The sequence below is a fragment of the Parasphingorhabdus sp. genome (assembly GCF_039968395.1).
GTDB lineage: Bacteria > Pseudomonadota > Alphaproteobacteria > Sphingomonadales > Sphingomonadaceae > Parasphingorhabdus.
On sequence record NZ_JBDVPV010000005.1, the window covers coordinates 1131602 to 1146651 of the forward strand.

Sequence of the window (15050 nt, forward strand, 5' to 3'; positions counted from 1 at the left end):
GACTTCTATAATTGCATGAGCTTATTCCAAATCAGCAATACAGCAAGCCTTGCCCTTGCCATGTCTTCCAGAGTAGGGCTGACACGGGACGCGCAAAGGCCGGACAGCAAAACCGGACCTTCATCGGGAGACAAGAATTGGCTGACAAGAACAAGAGCAACGTAGAATTTTCTGAACGCGAAGCGCTTCTTTTCCATTCCCACGGCCGGCCCGGCAAAATCGAAATCATCGCATCGAAACCGATGGCAACACAGCGCGACCTGAGCCTCGCCTATTCTCCCGGTGTCGCAGTTCCCGTCCGCGCTATCGCTGAAGACCCCTCAACCGCCTATGATTATACGGCAAAGGGAAACCTGGTCGCTGTCATTTCCAACGGTACCGCAATTTTGGGCCTCGGAAATCTCGGCGCATTGGCCTCCAAGCCAGTGATGGAAGGCAAAGCCGTTTTGTTCAAACGCTTTGCCGATGTCGACTCGATCGATCTGGAACTCGATACCGAAGATGCCGAAGCCTTTATCAATGCCGTTGCGCTGATGGAGCCGAGTTTTGGCGGAATTAATCTGGAAGATATTGGAGCGCCTGCCTGCTTCATTATCGAGCAGACATTGCGCGACAAGATGAACATTCCCGTCTTTCATGATGATCAGCACGGTACCGCCATTATCGCCGCCGCCGGTATTATCAATGCCTGTTTGCTGACCGATCGCAAAGTCGAAGACATCAAAGTCGTAGTCAATGGCGCCGGTGCCGCCGCAATCGCTTGCGCCGCGCTGATCAAGGCTATGGGCGTGCCACATGACAGCCTGACCATGTGCGATCGCAGCGGAGTCATCTACCGGGGCCGTGACGGCGTTGACCAGTGGAAGTCAGCGCATGCCATCGACACCGACGCGAGAGACCTCACCGAGGCATTGAAAGGTGCTGATGTTTTCCTCGGACTATCTGCTGCCGGCGCTTTGAAACCCGAAATGGTCAAAGACATGGCCGACAAACCGATTATCTTTGCCATGGCGAATCCTGATCCCGAAATAACGCCGCCTGATGCCAAAGCCGCACGGCCGGATGCGATTGTCGCCACCGGCCGCTCGGACTATCCCAACCAGGTCAACAACGTCCTTGGCTTCCCGTTTATCTTCCGCGGGGCGCTGGACGTCCGGGCTACGCGTATCAACGATGAAATGAAGGTCGCGGCGGCCACCGCAATCGCCGAATTGGCACGTGAACAGGTTCCGGAGGAAGTTGCGGCCGCCTATGGTGGCCAGGCACCTACATTTGGCGTTGACTATATCATCCCGGCGCCGTTTGACCCTCGTCTGATGGATGTGGTCTCTGCAGCCGTGGCCAAGGCGGCGATGGATAGCGGCGTGGCCCAAAAGCCGATTGAAGATCTCGATGCTTACCGTCAAAGCCTCAAAGCGAGGTTGAACCCAACCACATCCGTTCTGACCCAGGCGTATGAAGTCAGCCGTCAATCGCCAAAACGCGTGATTTTTGCCGAAGCAGAAGAAGATGTCGTCCTTCGCGCAGCTATTCAGTTCCAGGACGGCGGTTACGGCACCCCGGTCCTTGTAGGACGCGACGATCGCGTACGGAAAAAACTACAGGAACTGGGCGTCGGCGATGCGGACCGGTTTGAGATTCACAATAGCCGGAACAGTCCGCTCGTACCGGATATGGTCAATATGCTGTACAAGCGTCTCGCAAGGCGCGGTTACATGGAGCGCGACATCAAGCGCATGGTCAACCAGAGCCGTAACATATTTGGTTCCGCGCTGCTCGCCATGGACCAGGGCGAAGCGATGATCACCGGCGTTACCCGGCCTTATTCCCAGACGTTCAAAGATATAGCCAAGGTTATCGACGTGGCACAGGAGCGCACGGCTTTTGGTATTCACGTCATGGTGGGTCAAAGCCATACGGTTTTCATGGCGGATACGACTGTCAATGAGCGTCCTTCTTCACAGGAACTGGCAGATATTGCCGAGCAGACTGCTGCCGTCGCCCGCAAAATGGGTCACGAACCACGGGTAGCTTTCTTGAGCTATTCCACTTTCGGCAATCCGGAAGGGCGTTGGCTGGAAAATATTCGTGAGGCCGTTGCACTGCTTGACGAGCGCCGCGTCAGCTTTGAATATGAGGGCGAAATGGCGCCGGATGTCGCGCTCAATCCCAAGCTGATGGCCAATTATCCGTTCAGTCGGCTTTCCAGCCCGGCAAATGTTCTGGTCATGCCTGGCCTGCAGTCGGCTAACCTGTCTGCAAAATTACTGCGGGAACTGGGCGGAGATGCCGTTATCGGCCCGATGCTCGTCGGACTGGATAAATCGGTACAGATTGCGACAATGGCGTCAACGGCATCCGAGCTGGTGACGCTGGCTGTGCTGGCTGCAAGCGGCATAGCCAAATAGTCGCCAGAAATCAGGCCATGTAAAGATTCAGATCAGGGACGTGTTCGGTCGTTGCTGGGGCCGTTCGCTCCGGGTGCACCGACTGCGCCGATGTTACCGAACAACTCTTCAAAAAAGCTCCGTTCGCGGCCCAATGTCGGAGTTTTGTCGCCTTCGGGGCTGATGCTGGCAACCAGCTCAAGACCTGTGCGGTCTACGGTCTGCACATTGCCTGCTTCATCAAACTGGACCCGCATCACGAGCTGATTGTTCGGCCGGGGCGAGCTAAATCCAAACTGTCGTGTATCGCGAGATACATAGTACCAGGTGTTTTCATCAAACTGGCCAGAAAATGTCGGACGACCGAGCGTGGCTTCGACGGACTGGCGATTGTCAACACCGGGCTGCACTGCTTCCATCAGGAAGGAATCGGCGATATAACCCTGATGCCCGCGCACTTGCGTACAACCTGCTACCGCAAGGCTTCCAGCAACGAGTCCCACCAGAGCGACACGCGCTCTTAGGGTCATGGCAGATTGGCTAGTCATCGACATTGTTCTCCAGCGGGCTTTTTGTTGCTTGTCCAATATTCCGGACCTTTAATATAATGGCCCATTGCATCTCGCGCCATAAATATCAATATGCCCTGTACACAGACTTAACACGGGTAGACTCGGCGACGACCAAAACGCCGTATTCCTCTCACAACAAACTGCCGAAAAACGAGCAACACATGTCTTTTCTTACAAAATTGTTCAATCGGGATAATCCCAACACGGTAATGCAGCCGCTTTACGACGCAGTCATTGCGGAAGGTCGGCGACTGGGCTGGTATGAATCAGGTGATGTGCCCGATACGCTGGACGGCCGGTTTGACATGATCACGGCAATCCTCTGCCTCGTCATGCTCCGGCTAGAACAATTTGATGAAGCGAAAGATGAAACCGTCTGGCTGACGGAGTTATTCGTCCGGGATATGGATGGTCAACTGCGTCAAATCGGGATTGGAGACATGATCGTTGGCAAACATGTCGGCAGGATGATGGGCGCCTTTGGAGGGCGTCTGGGAGCCTATCGCGAAGCTTTTGACGGCAAGCAGGATCTGGAAAGCGCTCTTGTTCGCAACATTTATCGCGGCGAAACTCCCGATCAGAAAGCTTTGGATTTCACCAGCGCTACTCTTCGCAATTTCCGGGCCCGGCTGGAACAAACAGAATTATCCGCCATTTTGCGCGGACAATTGCCAGAAGCAGCTTCGACATGACCAATAGCAATCCCGAATTTTCAAAGATCATTAAATTGTCAGACATTGGCGATGTTCCCCTGCGCGGGAACATCGTCGCGGATGCAGATCAGTGCGAGGCCCTTGCGAAACGGTTTGGCATTCCGAGCATCCAAAATCTGCACGCGGAATATGATCTGGATGGTAGCGGGGAACGGATCGATTTCACCGGCACTCTGCAATCCGTGCTTATGCAGAACTGCGCGATCAGCGGTGAAGAATTTCCTGTAACTGTTTCAGAAGAATTCAAAATTACCTTCGTTGAAAAAGCAGAGGAATTGGAAAATCAGGAAGAAATTGAACTGGAATCCGACGATTGTGATTTGATTGAATTTGAAAATGCGCGGATTGATATTGGCGAAGCCATTGCGCAGACCCTGTATCTTGCTCTGGAACCATACCCTCGCGGCCCCAATGCCGAGGCTGCGATCAAGGCAAGCGGACTAAAAAGCGAAGAAGAAGCGGGACCATTTGGTGCCCTTGCCGCATTGAAAGACAAGCTGGGCTAAGCGGCCTTGTTCCGGCTGTTTTTTGGCCGGGCGGCGGCGGTCAGCTTCTTTTTCAGATTGTTAAGCCTGGCGACGCTCTCGATTTTCGCACCCAGAAGGTCGGTAACATAAAAGGTATCGACGGCCCGCTCGCCATAGGTTGCGATATGAGCGCTGTGCACTGTCACCTTCGATTCAAACAGGGCATAAGCCAGTTCGTTCAAAAGAGCGGGCCGATCCTGCGCATTGACCTCAACCACCGTGAAACGGTTGGATGCATCGTTATCAACCATTGCCACCGGCGTGATCTTGAACGCTCCCGCGCGCGAATGCGACAGCGGACGGGCATCCAGTTTGGTGGACAATTTGCTGCGATTGGCAAGTGCATCCTCGACCGCCACTTTCAGCCTGTCGAGCTGGTTCTCCTCCGAAAACGGCTCGCCATTTTGATCCTGAACCAGGAAATTATCGAGCGCCATTCCGTCACGCGTCGTGTGAATGCGTGCGTCAATAATGTTCCCGCCAGCCACATGAATTCCGCCGGCAATCCTGAAAAACAGGCCCGGATGATCGGCTGCATAAATGGTCACAAGAGTAGCACCCCGATCAGGATAAGCATCTGCTGAAATGGCGAGACTATCGTCACCAGCCGCGATCATCAATCGGGCATTATGCTCGATAACATCGTCAGATTCTGCGATCCAGAATGAATCCGGAAGCCGTTTTACAAGTTGTGCAAATCTCGCTTTTGGCAGTTTGAGTGCGGTCCCGAGTGTCGCCTTTTTCGCGGCAATGCGCTCATCGCGACCCCGCTGCTTGTGACCCAGGCGCAACATCTCTTCGGACGATTCAAACAAGTCGGTCAGCAATTGGCGTTTCCAGCTATTCCAGACACCGGGCCCGACCGCTCGAATGTCGACGACGGTGAGAACTGTGAGCAGGCGAAGCCGCTCGATACTTTTTACCTGACTGACAAAGTCCTGAATGGTTTTGAAGTCTGACAGATCGCGTTTGAATGCCATTGCCGACATCAGCAAATGATGTCGTACCAGCCAGGCAACCAGTTCTGTTTCATGTGGCTGCAATCCCAATCGCGGACAGAGCTTCATGGCGACTTCGGCGCCCAGTACACTGTGATCGCCGCCCCGCCCTTTCGCAATATCATGCAACAATGCTGCAACGAACAGCACTGTGCGATTCTGCAGTTTTTTCATCGTTTCAGTGGAGTTTGGGTGATCATCAGCCAACGCGCCGTTGCCGATTTTCGCCAGCAAACCGATGGCCCGAATGCTGTGTTCATCGACTGTATAATGGTGATACATGTCAAATTGCATCTGCGCGACGACACGTCCAAAATCGGGTATGAAACGTCCGAATATGGAAGCTTCGTTCATCCACCGCAACACCAGTTCCGGATCACGCGGGGAGCTGAGCACGTCCAGGAACAGGCGATTGGCACGCCGGTCTTTGCGTATCTTGTTCGTTATCAGCTTCGCATCTCGCCGTGCAGCGCGCATTGCCATGGGATGGATTTCCAGCCCATGTTTGTCTGCGAGCTGGAATATCTCAATCAACCGCACCGGGTCTTCTTCGAAAAACTCTTCGTCGGGCAGAGCCAGTCGGCCGCGGTCAAGAGTAAAGCCTTTAAGCTTTTTTGGTCGGCGAACGATGCTGGGAATGAAACGCCTGACACCGGCATTATGCGTTTCATCCAGATGTGCCAGAAAAACGCCGGTCAGATTACCCACAACTTTTGCGTTGAGAAAATAATATTGCATGAACCGTTCAACTGCGGATTTACCAGTCCGGTCGGCAAATCGCATTCGGCGCGCAATTTCCGGTTGAAGGTCAAATGTCAGCCGGTCTTCGCACCTTCCGGTGATGTCGTGCATGTGACAGCGCACCGCCCAGAGAAAGTTCGCAGCCTTGCGGAAACGTTTGAATTCGGCACCCGTCAGCAACTCGACATCGACAAGCTCTTCGGCAGAAGACACCCGGTGGATATATTTTCCAATCCAGTAAAGCGTCTGCAGATCACGCAGGCCGCCCTTGCCTTCCTTGACATTGGGCTCGACGACATAGCGACTGTCACCCATCCGGATATGTCTGGCATCACGTTCAGCGAGCTTTTCGGATACAAAACTGCTCTGCGTTCCAGCGACGACATCGGAATAAAACCGCAGTTTTGCTTCTTCATAGACGTCAGTATCTCCCCAGACATAGCGTCCCTCGAGGAGCGCAGTCCGGATTGAGAGGTCCTGACTTGCCATCCGCACCATTTCATCAATCGAACGGCTGCTCTGCCCGACCTTGAAACCCAGATCCCACAACCAGTAGAGCATCGCCTCAATCGCCTGTTCGGTCCAGCTAGTTTGCTTGAACGGCGTGATGAACGCGATATCGACATCACTGTGCGGTGCCATTTCGCCGCGCCCATAGCCGCCAACTGCCATGACCGAAATCCGCTCGCCGGCAGACGGATTGTTCACCGGATATTGGTGCCCGACGGCGATGTCATGAATCAACCTCACCAGTTGATCGACCAGAAAGGATTGCGCAGCAGCAGCTTCATGCCCCGACGAAGGTTTCTCGATCAACCGCCGGCCAATTTCCGTCCGACCTTTCGCGAGCGCGTCCTGCAAAAGCGGCAAAATTTGGGCGCGGGCCTTCGCTATTCCGTGTTCCGCTATCAGATCATCAATCTGCCCGGCCAAAGCCCGGCGATTAATCACATCCCGTTGCCGCACGACCCGCTTTCCAGGATCAGCGGCAGGTTTCGGGATGTCAGCGCGTATGTTCATCCGGTTTCAGCGAGCATCTTGCGGTGTTTCTTGGCCAGCACGATCTTTGCAATCTTGGCTGTACCCAGCTTGGGCAGCGGTTCGTCATATTCCCAGATATGCACCGGCATTTTGAACGGCGCGAGCTTGTCTTTCAGATAAGCCAGCAGTTCATCCTGCGGAACGCTGTGACCATCTTTGACATGATAAACCAGCGCGGGAACTTCGCCAAACCGCTCGTCATCCACACCAAAAATACAGGCCTCGGCGATGGACGTGTTGGAATATATCGCTGCCTCCACTTCCTGACAGCTGATATTCTCGCCGCCACGAATGATAATCTCTTTCTTGCGATCCACGATGTATAGATAAGCATCGTCGTCGAAATAGCCGATGTCGCCGGACCGGAAATATCCATTGTCCGTAAATGCTTCTTTGGTTGCTTGCTCGTTATTCCAGTAGCCGGTGAAATTGGCAGCTGTCCGAATGCAGACTTCACCACGCTCGCCTTGCGGAACTTCGTTGCCGTCATCATCCAAAATTGCGACATCGACAATCGGCGGCGTTGCGCGGCCGGTGCTATCCGGATGGGCGAGATAGTTTTCATTCTGGTTGGAACAGCCCACCCCGTTGGTTTCAGTCAAACCATAGCCAATGATGGGGAAGCCTTCGCCCATTGCTTCCTTGATCCGTTTGACATGCTCGACCGGACGCGGGGCGCCGCCAGCTGCCATGGAAACACAGGTACTGAGATCGTAATCCTTGAGATTGGGGTGGGAATAAATTTCCATGCTCATCAGCGGAACGCCAACAAAGTAAGTCACTTTTTCCTTTTCGATCAGCTTCATCGCAGCTTCTGCATCCCATTTGTTCAGGAAGACGAGCTTGCGGCCAATAGCATAGCTGACCAGAACCAGCGGTACGGATGCGGTGACGTGGAAAAGCGGTACAGCCACCATTGCAGTGGGCTGTATATCCGGCATCGTACCCGCGTCTTCCATGATTTTGACCATGACAGCGACGGCACCCACGAAACTCATCGCTCCCTGGACAACAGACCGGTGATCCGCGTATGCGCCTTTCGAACGTCCGGTCGAGCCAGAAGTGAACAGGATTGTCGCATTATCCTCCGGGCCGATTTCAGGCATCGCGGTTTCGGCGTTCCCGCCTTTCGCCAACATGACCTTCAACCCGTCCAGCGGCATCTTGTCATGTTCAAAAATCAGTAATTCGGCACCGGTGTCCCGATCCAGTTCCGTCAAACGCGCGGCGCGTTGGGGATCGGCGAAGACCAGTGTACAACTCACATCTTCAATCCCGTCAGCCAGTTCGTCACCCTGCCACCAGCCGTTCAGCTTTGTGCTGACCCCGCCTGCAATCGTGATCGCCATGTCCAAAATGACCCAGTTGGCAGAATTTCGGGCAGCGATTCCAATCCGGTCGCCCTTTTTAATGCCATATCCCTCAACCAGTCCGCCCGCGAGAGTTCGGGCAGCGGCATAGGTTTCACCGAATGTCAGTCGAATATCTCCATCGACAAGAAACTCGGTATCCGCATGCTGGTGACAGAAATAGGCCAGAAAATCCGCGACATTCTGCGGCGCATTCTTGAAAATCGGCAGATCAACGCCAAATTTTTGCACGGAATCCAGTTCCAGCAACTGACCAGGCGCTGTCATCGCAGTGAGTGTTTCGCGTATTTTAAGATCTAATTCCGATGGCATTTTTCAAGCTCTCCCGTTAAGTCGCGTGTGTTTCCCTCTTGGTATAGGGGAATTTCCCTTTATATGCCTATGCCATATACGATGAAACCGAACGGGGAAAAGAGTTGATTGACATTATTCTGGCGAGCGCCGGCCAACATATCCAGTTTTCGGAGCTCGGCCTGTCTCCAAATGCCCTCGATCTGGGGTTTTTCCAGCTAAAATGGTATTCCCTTGCCTATCTGGCCGGGATCATCATCGGCTATTGGTATCTGACCAAAATGATTGCTCAGCCGGGTGCGCCCATGGCGCGGCGGCATGCTGATGATCTGATTTTCTGGGCAACGTTGGGAATCATCATCGGTGGACGTCTGGGGTATGTGTTCTTTTATCAACCAGGCATATTGGCGAACCCGATCGATATTTTCAAAGTCTGGAACGGCGGCATGTCGCTGCACGGCGGAGTACTCGGCGTTGTGCTTGCTCTGTGGTGGACGGCACGCAAGGAGAAGCTCAATTTTCTGCGGATGTGCGACTATATTGCCTGCGTCATTCCGTTCGGTCTGTTTTTTGGCCGAATGGCAAATTTCGTCAACGGCGAGCTCTGGGGTCGGGAAACAGATGTGGCATGGGCCATAGTCTTCCCGTTAGGCGGCGAAGTCGCTCGCCATCCAAGTCAACTCTACGAGGCGGGTCTGGAAGGAATTCTCTATTTCATCATCACATCACTGTTGTTCTGGAAAACCGACGCCCGATACCATCCCGGCAAGCTGGTCGGTACCGGATTGCTGGTCTACGGGTTGAGCCGTTTCACGGTGGAGTTTTTCCGGCAACCCGACGCAGGTCTCGAAAATCTCAGCTGGGGCCTGACTATGGGCCAGACGCTGACGGTACCCATGATCTTGCTCGGCATCTGGCTGGTGATCACCGCCAAAGGTCGCCGGGTTCGCGTCGAACCACCCGCAGGGGAAGAGACCATTGCCTGACGGCAAAACAGCCGCACATTTGCTTGCCGAACGAATAGACAGAAGCGGGCCGATCCCGCTGGGCGAGTATATGGCTGTGGCCAATAACGCTTATTATGCCGGAAAAGACCCGTTTGGCGAAGACGGTGATTTCGTCACCGCGCCAGAGATCAGCCAGATGTTCGGAGAACTGGTTGGTATCTGGCTATCCGATATTTGGATTCGTGCGGGACAGCCCGGCAATTGTTCCTATGTCGAACTCGGCCCCGGACGCGGTACATTGGCGAGCGATGCCTTGCGCGTGATGCAGAAATTTGATTGCGTGCCCGCGGTCCATTTTCTCGAAACCAGCCCTGTTTTGAAAACCAGTCAAGCCGCTCTCCATCCAACGGCAAGCTGGCATGAAACCATCGAAAGCCTGCCCAAAACGGGACCGATGTTAATCGTTGCCAACGAGTTTTTTGACGCCCTGCCGGTCGAGCAATTTGTGCTGACAGAGGCCGGATGGCGAACCCAGATGGTTGCGCGCGATCGCAGCAAGTTCGTCCCCGTTGCCGGAGAACAGACCATCGACAGCCCGGTTACCCGGTCTACGAGCCAGTTCCCGGTTGGAACAATATTGGAATCGTCGCCAGAAAGCGTTCGATTGCTGGGAGAGTTCGCAAGCCGACTGGCGGTTCAAGGCGGCGCGCTACTGGTCATCGACTATGGCTATGACAAGCCCGGAACCGGCAGCACCTTGCAAGCGGTAAAGGATCACATGCCGGTCAGTCCTTTTGACAGTCCGGGAACCAGCGACCTGACAGCCCATGTTGATTTCCTCACGCTTGCCAATGTTGCGCGCACAAGGCTGCTGTCCGTCCATGGTCCTTCCGAACAAGGTCAGTGGCTGAAATCACTGGGCATTGATCAGCGGGCGAAGGCACTTGTCACGGCACAGCAGGACGAGGAAGAGAATATCAAAGCCGCCCTGCGCAGGCTCACGCATGTGGATGAAATGGGCCGGCTGTTCCGCGTGATGGCCGCGACATCGATGAACTGGCCGGAACCCGAAGGTTTTGTTTACGGCAATGAACCTGCCGATTTATAGCCAGATCTAACCGATCCAGTCCGCAACCTCGTCAACCACCTTGTTCGCAGCTTTGTTGAGCGATTCTCCGACAGGACCGGGCTCAGCCGTAAAAACGGGCTCACGCGCCTCAAACCGGCGTTTTTCAACCGGCTGGCCCACTTTCATTTTGACCGCATCATAGGTCACGACAACTTCCAGACGCGGACCATCCAGTCCAAAATTGACCAGCTCTCCGGATAAGTAATGCTCGGCCTTTCCGCCAGCCTGTGTCGATGTCAGCACCAGGCGTTCGTTTTTGGCAGCGATGGTTTCGGTCAGCATCCCGTGGAAAAGGCGCACTGGCTTGTCCACCCAGACCGCATCTTTGAGATAGGCGATACCGGTTGCCCGAGTCTGAACCGGGACACGCAATGTGTTCAATTTTTGTGGCGAAGACGGCAAGCGCACGACAAGCGCGTCGGCTTGCTGTCCACTACGTTCAACCCCGCCATCCACCTTTATGTCGGATGTCAGCGACATCAAAAATGGCGGCGGTTCGGATGCGCCAAAGCTGACACAGCCAGCGAGTGTTCCGACAGTTGCCAGCAGAATCAAAGACCGCTTCATGCTCAACCCCATTATCCTGATCCCTTAGTTGCCCGGCTCGTAGTCCGGCAGTGTTGGAGCGGAAATCAACGACCCGGCTCCCCCCTGATCCAGTCTTTCGGTGACCGATGTGAGTGATTTTGTCAGCGCCTGCATGTCCTCAACCAGCTGATCGACTTCCGGCAGTGTCTTCGCGCCCAGTTGCTGCATCCCGGGCCGCACGTCTTCGAGCACTGCATTGAGCGCAACCATGCTCTGTTCGGCGGCCTGCAAGGTCTTGCCTAGATCTTTTGCCAAAGGCTGGCCATTATTATCGAGCAAGGCATTGGCGTTGTCGGCCAGAGCGGAAAGTTTTGCGGCGGTATCACCAGCATTACGGATCGCGAGCTGCGATTCAGCCATCAACGCTTCCAGTCCGGGTGCTGTTCGCGCAAGCGACCCGGTGAGCTTGTCGGTATTTTTCAATATACCGCCGATCGATTCCTGATTTTCATCAGACAACAACAAAGTGAGCCGGTCGGTCAGCGTCGCCAGCCGTTCCACTACCAACGGCGCACTGTTCAGCAATTCTCCCAATGCGCCCGGTTTGGTTGGAATAACCGGAACGCCTTCGGGGCCAAGATCGGTAATCGGCGGCGCGTCTTTGACTGCACCATCCAGTTGGATATTCGGCGGCGCAGTGAAGCTGATACTCTGGATGGTCGCGGTCGTTCCTTGTAAAATCGGTGTTTTTTCACTGACCGCTATTCTGACGCGGACAAAGTCCGGATCCTTGTCCCACAATTCGACCTTCAGCACCTGCCCGGACGGAACTCCGGCAAAAGTGACCCCCGTGCCTTGCGCAAGACCGCCAACCGACTGTGCAAAAAAGATATCATATTCTTTCTGGGCGCCATCACCAAAGCGCACGATCCAGACCAGAAACGCCGCGACAAGCGCAAGCAATCCCAATGTGATAGCACCTACCAGAATATGATTTGACCGAGTTTCCATCTAGTTCACCGTTATGAAGACAGGCAAGCGCACCTGCAAGAATTCTCTTGTTCGTCTGCATGGCATCATCGAACCCAACATCATTTGGGTGCTGCCATACGGCCGCGCGGACCGTTGAAATATTCCTGGATCCACGGATGGTCCATTGCCAGCAATTCATCAATAGTCCCCACCGCGATGACCTTTTTGTCAGCCAAAACAGCGACACGATCACAAATCGCATGAAGCGTATCGAGGTCATGGGTGATCAGAAATACGGTCAGACCCAATGTCTGCTGCAACTCACGTGTCAGGCTGTCAAAAGCCGCCGCGCCAATCGGGTCCAGCCCGGCGGTCGGTTCGTCAAGAAAAAGCAGTTCCGGGTCCAGAGCCAGCGCCCGGGCTATACCGGCCCGTTTCTTCATCCCGCCAGACAGTTCGGACGGATATTTGGGCGACGCATCAGGCGGCAGACCCGACAGACACACCTTGTATTTGGCGACTTCCCGACGGAAATCGCGGTCCATATCCGGATAGAATTCACGGATCGGAATCATGACGTTTTCGGCGACGGTCAGAGTGGAGAACAGCGCACCCCCCTGAAACAGTACGCCCCATCTCTTGCGAATCTCGACCGTTTCGGCATCTGATCTGCCGAGCAGGGATTCTCCAAAGACTTTCACATCGCCCTCATCCGCTTTTTGCAGGCCGATAATTGCGCGCATCAAAACGGATTTTCCTGTGCCCGATCCGCCGACAACGCCCAGGATTTCGCCTTTACGCACATCAAGATCAAGATCTTCATGCACAACCTGTTCGCCAAAACTGGTCCGCAGGCCTTTGACGCAGATAATCGGCCCTTCAAATTCGCGATCAAAGGCAATGGGTTTTTCGCCGAGCATCAATTCCACCCAATCCAGCTAAAGAATACCGCAAAAAAGGCGTCCAGCACGATTACCAGAAAGATCGCCTGCACAACCGCTGCCGTCGTGCGCTTGCCGACATCTTCGGCATTGCCCTTGACCTGCATGCCCTGATAGCAACCACAAATCGCAATAATAGCACCGAATACAGGCGCTTTTGCCAACCCGACATAAACGTCAGTAATGGGGACGACTTCCCGAATTCTCGCGAAAAATGTCGCTGGCGGGATATCCAGTTCCACCCAGCTCAAAAGCCCGCCGCCAATGATTGCCACTACCGAGGCATAGAAGCCCAGCAGCGGCAACATAATGATGGCAGCCAGAAATCGCGGCAAGACAAGCGCTTCGATCGGCGAAACTCCGATCGTGCGCATGGCGTCAATTTCTTCAGTCAGCTTCATGGTGCCAATCTGCGCTGCAAATGCGGAACCGGATCTGCCCGCAACCATGATTGCTGTCATCAGCACACCCAGTTCACGCAGCGTCAGACGACCAACCAGATTGACAGTGAAAACCTCAGCCCCAAATTGCCGCAATTGCACCGCGCCCTGCTGTGCGATCACCAGACCGATGAGAAAACTCATCAGGCCGACAATTCCAAGTGCCCGAACTCCGACAACGTCAAAGCGCTGGATGACCGCATTCCACCGGATGCGCCCCGGGTGGCGAAGCAAAGACAGCATTGCCATGATTACAGCACCGAAAAAGCCGATCAAACCGGCGAGCGTAGAAAAAGCGATTGTTGTCGCTTCTCCGATTTCATTCAGAACACGGATGAAGGGATTGGGCGGCGGCGGACGAACTTCCGCCGCTTGATCAACAGCTCCAACCGCTGCGATCAGGCGTTTGGCTTCGTCATCACCGCCGGTGATTGTCGCCCCCATGTCGCGTGCCGTACGATGAATCAGCCACGCTCCGACCGTGTCAATATAGCCAACATCAGAAAGATCGAGACGTTCCACGCCGCCCGGATAGTCGCGCAAACGCTCGGGAAGATCAGCAATGGATGCGATCGACATGTCACCAGAAAAACGAAGGGATGTCGCTCCCTCGGCAGTTATTTCCTCAACAAAATCGCTCGACCGTGTCATCGCTGCTATTGGTGACGGAAAACCGTTGAAAGCTCAAGCCATTATAGCGGTTCATTTTTTTGGTGCATTTTTCGCGCTGCTGCTAAGAGCGGTTCAAATCATACCTGAGGATCTATGCAAAAGCTGGCTATTTACGACATGGATCGAACGATTACAGTTCGGGGAACATATACGCCCTTTCTCCTCCACATGGTTATGGCAATCGCGCCATGGCGCCTGCTTTTGCTCCCTTTGCTGCCATTCGGATTCATCGGCTACGGTCTGAAGCTGATCAGCCGCAAGGGGCTGAAGACCTATAATCAGCGCCTGCTGCTCGGAAGCCATCCCGCCGTCAGTAAACTCCAGCCCCATATTGACAATTACGCGGATCAAACCATCCGCAAGAACAGCTTCAAGCAGGCTTTTCAGCAAATCGAGCAGGACCGGGAGGAAGGCCGCCTGTTGATTCTCGCCACCGCTTCCTACGAGCTCTATGTCAACGCGATCGCCAAACGGTTGGGCTTTGACCATGTCATCGCCACCCGGCTGGAAATCAACGATCAGGGACAGGTTCTGCCAAAAATCATTGGCGAAAATTGCTATGATACCGCCAAGCTGGATCGCATCCAGGCATTTCTGGACGACCAGAATCTCGACCGCGCGCAATTGCACATCCGCGCCTATTCAGATCATGTCAGCGACGCGCCGATGATGGACTTTGCCGACGAAGCCGTGGCCACAACACCCAGTTCCGCGATGCGAACGCTGGCCCGAAAACGCGGTTGGAAAATCGTCGACTGGGATCCGGTTTAACCGATATTGT

13 protein-coding genes are annotated in these 15050 nt (G+C 54.4%); 6 read left to right on the forward strand and 7 right to left on the reverse strand.

Features of this window, described 5'->3' with window-relative positions; all coding sequences use genetic code 11:
- The first annotated feature begins 137 nt into the window (after positions 1-137).
- A complete protein-coding gene (locus ABJI30_RS16140) occupies positions 138-2408 on the forward strand; it encodes an NADP-dependent malic enzyme (protein WP_348017711.1) in 2271 nt (756 codons plus the stop codon).
- Between the two features lie 32 nt (positions 2409-2440).
- Here ABJI30_RS16140 and ABJI30_RS16145 read toward each other — a convergent pair whose 3' ends face one another.
- Positions 2441-2917, reverse strand: a complete 477-nt coding sequence (locus ABJI30_RS16145; RefSeq protein WP_348017846.1) for an outer membrane protein assembly factor BamE — start codon at positions 2915-2917, stop codon at positions 2441-2443.
- A 203-nt stretch (positions 2918-3120) separates the two neighbouring features.
- Between ABJI30_RS16145 and ABJI30_RS16150 the strand changes: the two genes are divergently transcribed.
- A complete protein-coding gene (locus ABJI30_RS16150; RefSeq protein WP_348017712.1) occupies positions 3121-3651 on the forward strand; it encodes a ubiquinol-cytochrome C chaperone family protein in 531 nt (176 codons plus the stop codon).
- Positions 3648-4178 carry a YceD family protein gene (locus ABJI30_RS16155; protein ID WP_348017713.1) on the forward strand — a complete coding sequence of 177 codons (531 nt, stop codon included), beginning with the start codon at positions 3648-3650 and terminating at the stop codon, positions 4176-4178. Before ABJI30_RS16150 ends, ABJI30_RS16155 begins: the two co-directional genes overlap by 4 nt.
- Here ABJI30_RS16155 and ABJI30_RS16160 read toward each other — a convergent pair.
- Together ABJI30_RS16160 and ABJI30_RS16165 are read right to left on the reverse strand one after the other, a co-directional pair.
- Positions 4175-6958 (reverse strand): [protein-PII] uridylyltransferase, encoded by a 2784-nt coding sequence (locus tag ABJI30_RS16160; protein WP_348017714.1) that lies wholly within the window; start codon positions 6956-6958, stop codon positions 4175-4177. The two genes, ABJI30_RS16155 and ABJI30_RS16160, sit on opposite strands and share 4 nt — an antisense overlap.
- Positions 6955-8661: a class I adenylate-forming enzyme family protein gene (locus tag ABJI30_RS16165; protein WP_348017715.1), complete on the reverse strand. Its 1707-nt coding sequence runs from the start codon at positions 8659-8661 to the stop codon at positions 6955-6957. Before ABJI30_RS16165 ends, ABJI30_RS16160 begins: the two co-directional genes overlap by 4 nt.
- A 104-nt stretch (positions 8662-8765) precedes the next feature.
- On the opposite strand from ABJI30_RS16165, the gene lgt reads away from it, so the two are divergent.
- Both lgt and ABJI30_RS16175 read left to right on the forward strand, forming a co-directional pair.
- Positions 8766-9626, forward strand: a complete 861-nt coding sequence (gene lgt, locus ABJI30_RS16170; RefSeq protein WP_348017716.1) for a prolipoprotein diacylglyceryl transferase — start codon at positions 8766-8768, stop codon at positions 9624-9626.
- Entirely contained in the window at positions 9619-10695 is a 1077-nt protein-coding gene (locus tag ABJI30_RS16175; RefSeq protein ID WP_348017717.1) for an SAM-dependent methyltransferase, read from the forward strand. Before lgt ends, ABJI30_RS16175 begins: the two co-directional genes overlap by 8 nt.
- Before the next feature lie 6 nt (positions 10696-10701).
- Here the strand turns inward: ABJI30_RS16175 and ABJI30_RS16180 are convergent, their stop codons facing one another.
- The 4 genes from ABJI30_RS16180 to ABJI30_RS16195 form a co-directional block, all read right to left on the reverse strand.
- Positions 10702-11283 (reverse strand): ABC-type transport auxiliary lipoprotein family protein, encoded by a 582-nt coding sequence (locus ABJI30_RS16180; protein ID WP_348017718.1) that lies wholly within the window; start codon positions 11281-11283, stop codon positions 10702-10704.
- Between the two features lie 24 nt (positions 11284-11307).
- Positions 11308-12255 (reverse strand): MlaD family protein, encoded by a 948-nt coding sequence (locus ABJI30_RS16185; RefSeq protein ID WP_348017719.1) that lies wholly within the window; start codon positions 12253-12255, stop codon positions 11308-11310.
- 80 nt (positions 12256-12335) lie between these two features.
- Positions 12336-13136: an ABC transporter ATP-binding protein gene (locus tag ABJI30_RS16190; RefSeq protein WP_348017720.1), complete on the reverse strand. Its 801-nt coding sequence runs from the start codon at positions 13134-13136 to the stop codon at positions 12336-12338.
- Positions 13136-14248 (reverse strand): ABC transporter permease, encoded by a 1113-nt coding sequence (locus ABJI30_RS16195; RefSeq protein ID WP_348017721.1) that lies wholly within the window; start codon positions 14246-14248, stop codon positions 13136-13138. Before ABJI30_RS16195 ends, ABJI30_RS16190 begins: the two co-directional genes overlap by 1 nt.
- Positions 14249-14362: 114 nt before the next feature.
- Here ABJI30_RS16195 and ABJI30_RS16200 point away from each other — a divergent pair, with 114 nt between their 5' ends.
- A complete protein-coding gene (locus ABJI30_RS16200; RefSeq protein WP_348017722.1) occupies positions 14363-15040 on the forward strand; it encodes an HAD-IB family hydrolase in 678 nt (225 codons plus the stop codon).
- Positions 15041-15050: the final 10 nt, after the last annotated feature.

What these genes read in the sequence shown, in the direction of transcription:
- ABJI30_RS16165 (WP_348017715.1), bottom strand. Translation starts at nt 8,661, where the DNA reads ATGCCATCGGAATTAGATCTTAAAATACGCGAAACACTCACTGCGATG.
- ABJI30_RS16200 (WP_348017722.1), top strand. Translation starts at nt 14,363, where the DNA reads ATGCAAAAGCTGGCTATTTACGACATGGATCGAACGATTACAGTTCGG.
- ABJI30_RS16185 (WP_348017719.1), bottom strand. Translation starts at nt 12,255, where the DNA reads ATGGAAACTCGGTCAAATCATATTCTGGTAGGTGCTATCACATTGGGA.
- ABJI30_RS16195 (WP_348017721.1), bottom strand. Translation starts at nt 14,248, where the DNA reads ATGACACGGTCGAGCGATTTTGTTGAGGAAATAACTGCCGAGGGAGCG.
- ABJI30_RS16155 (WP_348017713.1), top strand. Translation starts at nt 3,648, where the DNA reads ATGACCAATAGCAATCCCGAATTTTCAAAGATCATTAAATTGTCAGAC.
- ABJI30_RS16150 (WP_348017712.1), top strand. Translation starts at nt 3,121, where the DNA reads ATGTCTTTTCTTACAAAATTGTTCAATCGGGATAATCCCAACACGGTA.
- ABJI30_RS16190 (WP_348017720.1), bottom strand. Translation starts at nt 13,136, where the DNA reads ATGCTCGGCGAAAAACCCATTGCCTTTGATCGCGAATTTGAAGGGCCG.
- ABJI30_RS16180 (WP_348017718.1), bottom strand. Translation starts at nt 11,283, where the DNA reads ATGAAGCGGTCTTTGATTCTGCTGGCAACTGTCGGAACACTCGCTGGC.
- ABJI30_RS16160 (WP_348017714.1), bottom strand. Translation starts at nt 6,958, where the DNA reads ATGAACATACGCGCTGACATCCCGAAACCTGCCGCTGATCCTGGAAAG.
- ABJI30_RS16145 (WP_348017846.1), bottom strand. Translation starts at nt 2,917, where the DNA reads ATGACCCTAAGAGCGCGTGTCGCTCTGGTGGGACTCGTTGCTGGAAGC.